Consider the following 4,052-nt stretch of genomic DNA (forward strand, 5'->3'; position numbering starts at 1 on the left):
GTCATAGACAGCGGTACCCAGCTCGCGCTCCTCCTTCGGGCCGATCTCGGGGAAGTTGTGCTCCCCTTTGTTGAAGCGGTGGACACTCTCGATGATCTCGCCGGGGGTGCTGGTCCAGTCGCTGACCAGGCGCAGGTGGTTTCCGAAGCAGATGGCAAAGGCACGGTCGCGCGGCTCCATGACTTCCTTCAGGAAGTCTTCGATCTCGTGCTCGTGTTCCTTGACGAACTTGTCCTGGCTGCCGCTGGCGTCGACGATCAAGGCAATGCTGAGCGGAAGCTCACGCTGGCTGGCATAGTAGCGTACGGTCTGCTCGATTCCGTCTTCCCTGATATGGAAGGCCGTCTGCGGCAAGTTAGTGACCAGCTTGCCTTTGGCGTCGCGGACGGTGAGGGTGGTGCTGATGAGGCGGCTGTTGATCTGCAGCCGGAACTCGGGCTGCTCCTGTTGTCCATGCGCAGGCAAAACAAGGCCGAGCGCGAGCATGGGCAGAAGGTGTCGGAGAGACATGCAGCCACAATACGGCATGGAAGACACGGAACAATGGATGATTCAGAAATCACGAATGCTTCGCAAAGTTGCCGTGCTATAGTTCGTCGCGTATGGTGCGTTTTTTTACGATCGAACGGGAATATGGCAGCGAGGGCGCGGAGTATGCTGCGGCCCTGGCGGACACGCTGGGTTGGAAGCTGTACGACAAGGCTCTGGTTGACGCCGCGGCCGCGGAGGCCGGGGTGGATCCCACCCAGGTCGTGGCAGGCGACGAGAGGCGGGATCCCTGGTACGCACGTCTTGGGAAGGGCTTTCTGGCCGGCGGCGCTGAACTGGGCTTCCCGCCGAGCGGCGTCGATACCGAACAGATGCTCGGCTATCTGCAGCGGGCAATGAAGCGCGTGGCGGCAGAGGGACACTGTGTCATCGTCGGCCGCGGCGGCTCAAGCTACCTGTGCGGTGAGCCGGGAGCGTTCCACGTCTTCACCTATGCCTCCATGCCGAACAAAAAGCGCTGGTTCGAAGCAAAGTACCCGGAGCGCGCCAACCATGCCGAGCAGGAGATCCACGCCGCCGACGCAGCCCGGGCGACCTATATCCGCCGGCACTATGACCGCGACTGGGCCGACCGCCACCTCTATCACCTGCTGCTCAACTCCTGCATGGGCATCGATGCGATGGTGAAGGCGACGATTGATGCGGCGGGAACCATCGGGTAGGGTAATGCCTACGCTCGTCGAGCTGGAGGCGCAGAAGAGGCTGTTGCTGGCGCCACTCTTAGAGTGGACTCCCGCAAGGCGATCGTTCCGGGAGGCGCCCGAGGCCTGGTCCGCGACTGAGGTGGTCTGCCATCTGGCGAAGACCGAGGCAACAGCTCTGGAGACAGCGCGTCAGAATATCGCGCAGCCGCATCCGGTCGAGAAGCAGGACCGTGTCAACATCCGATTTCTTCACCGGCTCTTCTCAACCGACCGCAGGGTGAAAGTTCCGGAGATCGCCAGCCATGTCCTCCCGGAGAGCGACCCCGACTGGGACCACGTCCTCACGGAGTGGCAAAGGACGCGGAAGGAGTTGGGGATCTTTCTCTCAACGACACCGGAGGGATTGCAGGGTGGCATCTTTTGGCATCCAGTGGCGGGCTGGATGGACCTTCCCAACATGCTCGGCTTCTTCGCTGTGCACATGCAGCACCACCGTTTCCAGTTGGAGCGAATCGCAGCAGCATCATCCCACATCCTATAGTTGTGCTGTTATCGGCCGATCCGTGTCGAAAATCGCACAACGTTGTCGGGCAGCGTAAAATGGTCACGTTTGTGTCATCCCACGTCTTGAAGTAAACGGAGATTCCCTTGGCAGATACGATCTTTGATATTGCGGTAATTGGCGGCGGACCCGCGGGATACACCTGTGCGATCCGTGCGGCGCAGTATGGGCTGAAGGTGGCATTGATTGAGGCTACCGACAAGATTGGCGGCACTTGCCTCCACGTGGGCTGCATCCCCACCAAGGCGATCCTCTTCTCGGCCGAGATTTACGACCACTTCAAGCACGCCAAAGAGTTCGGTCTGGAGACCACCGGCGAGGTTAAGGTGAACTGGCCTGCCGTCGTCGGCCGTAAGGCGGACATCGTGACCAAGCACACCAAGGGTCTCGACTTCCTGATGAAGAAGAACAAGATCACGGTGGTTCGCGGCTACGGCAAACTCACCGGCGCGGCCAAGGGCGGCGTGCACACCATCGCCATCGAGGGCGGCAAGGAGTCGCAGGTCCAGGCCAAGAACGTCGTACTGGCCACCGGTTCCGATGCGCGTATGCTCCCCGGCTACACCGCTGACGACAAGATCATGACCAACATCGAGATCCTCTCGATGGAGGCTGTTCCCAAGTCGCTCGTGGTCATCGGCTCTGGCGCCGTGGGTGTCGAGTTCGCCTCCATCTTCCGCAGCTTCGGCTCGGAGGTTACGGTCATCGAGGCTCTGCCGCGCATCGTGCCGGCAGAGGACGAAGAGGTCTCCAAGGAGCTGCTGCGCCAGTTCAAGAAGCGCGGCATCGACGTTCACCTCTCCGCCAAGGTCGACAAGATCGAAAAGACCAAGAGCGGCGTGAAGGTCGACTTCACTACCAGTGACGGCAAGCCTGCCGCGAAGGAAGCGGAGAAGGTTCTGGTCGCCGTGGGCCGTGCGCCTCGCACCGGCAACGTTGGGATCGACAAGACCAAGGTCAAGGTCGACCGCGGCTTCGTCGAGGTAGACGAGTACATGCAGACGTCCGAGCCGGGCGTCTATGCCATCGGCGATATCGTCATGGGTTTCCCGCAGCTCGCGCACTCCGGCTCCACGGCCGGCATGCTGGTCGCCGCCAAGCTGGCCGGCAAGTATGCCAAGCCGATGAAGCGTAACCTGATCCCCGGCTGCACCTACTGCGAGCCGCAGATCGGTTCCGTGGGTTTGACGGAAGCCAAGGCCAAGGAAGCGGGCTACGACGTGAAGGTCGGCAAGTTCCCCTTCGTCGGCAACTCCAAGGCCACGATCCTGGGCTCGCACGATGGCTTCATCAAGGTAGTGGCCGATAAGAAGTACGGCGAGATCCTCGGCGTACACATCATCGGCCCGCTTGCCACCGACATCATCGCGGAAGCAGTGACGGCGATGGAGCTGGAAGCGACGGTAGAGTCCATGATGTTCACCGTGCACGCTCATCCGACGGTCGCCGAAGCCCTGCTCGACGGCTTCGCTTCAGTCGAAGGCATGGCGATCAACGTCTAGTTACGTCAATCGGTTCGGGGCACCCATATCCTGGGTGCCCCATGTCCGGGGTAGTGCCCCTCGGGGACATGGGTTGTTCGCGCTCTGCGCGAATAGGTGGGAGCCGATGGCTTCAGCCCTGGGCCTTTTATATCCCCTAGAGCAACATTCGGGGATATTGCGCAATGCAGTACATTCACCTTCTCCAACTCGGACGCACCACCTACGCTGACGGCCTCGAGATCCAACGCCAGGTGATCGAAGCGCGCAAGCAGAATCGTATCGGCGACACGCTGATCTTGTTGGAGCATCCCCCGGTACTGACGCTGGGCCGCAACTCCCGCCGCGAAAACGTCCTCGCCAGCGATGAGTTGCTCGCACGCAAGGGCGTAGAGCTGCATGAGATCAACCGCGGCGGCGACGTCACCTATCACGGTCCCGGACAGCTCGTCGGCTATCCCATCTTCGACCTCCGCGGCGACTGGCCGGGTAAACGCGGGCCGCATCTTGGGCCGGTCGACTACATGCGCATGCTCGAAGAGGTCATCATCCGCGTCTGCCACGACTTCGGGGTGCTCACCCAGCGGGTAAAGGGCCGCACCGGCGTCTGGACCATCCCCGGTGGATCGATCCCGGAGAAGAAGATCTGTGCCTTCGGCGTGCATGTCTCCATGGGCGTTACCTCTCACGGCTTTGCGTTGAACGTGACCACGGACCTCCGCGACTTCGATCTGATCGTGCCCTGCGGCATCACCGACCGCGCCGTCACCAGCCTGGAGCTGGAGGCCCCGGAGGGCCACACACCGGCGCCGACAC

5 protein-coding genes are annotated in these 4,052 nt (G+C 61.6%); 4 read left to right on the forward strand and 1 reads right to left on the reverse strand.

Annotated elements, in window-relative coordinates; genetic code table 11:
* Positions 1–510: VWA domain-containing protein (locus AB4043_RS17075; RefSeq protein WP_442307604.1), on the reverse strand; the 510-nt coding region annotated here is incomplete at its 3' end.
* Positions 511–602: 92 nt separating this feature from the next.
* Between AB4043_RS17075 and AB4043_RS17080 the strand changes: the two genes are divergently transcribed.
* From AB4043_RS17080 to lipB, 4 genes are all read left to right on the forward strand, one after another.
* Positions 603–1,211 (forward strand): AAA family ATPase, encoded by a 609-nt coding sequence (locus tag AB4043_RS17080; protein ID WP_442303403.1) that lies wholly within the window; start codon positions 603–605, stop codon positions 1,209–1,211.
* Between the two features lie 4 nt (positions 1,212–1,215).
* Complete coding sequence (locus tag AB4043_RS17085) at positions 1,216–1,734, forward strand: DinB family protein (RefSeq protein WP_442303402.1); 519 nt, start codon at positions 1,216–1,218, stop codon at positions 1,732–1,734.
* 107 nt (positions 1,735–1,841) lie between these two features.
* Entirely contained in the window at positions 1,842–3,257 is a 1,416-nt protein-coding gene (lpdA, locus tag AB4043_RS17090; RefSeq protein ID WP_442303401.1) for a dihydrolipoyl dehydrogenase, read from the forward strand.
* 164 nt (positions 3,258–3,421) lie between these two features.
* Positions 3,422–4,052: lipoyl(octanoyl) transferase LipB (gene lipB, locus AB4043_RS17095; RefSeq protein WP_442307605.1), on the forward strand; the 631-nt coding region annotated here is incomplete at its 3' end.

The organism is Terriglobus sp. YAF25 (assembly GCF_052113305.1).
GTDB lineage: Bacteria > Acidobacteriota > Terriglobia > Terriglobales > Acidobacteriaceae > Terriglobus.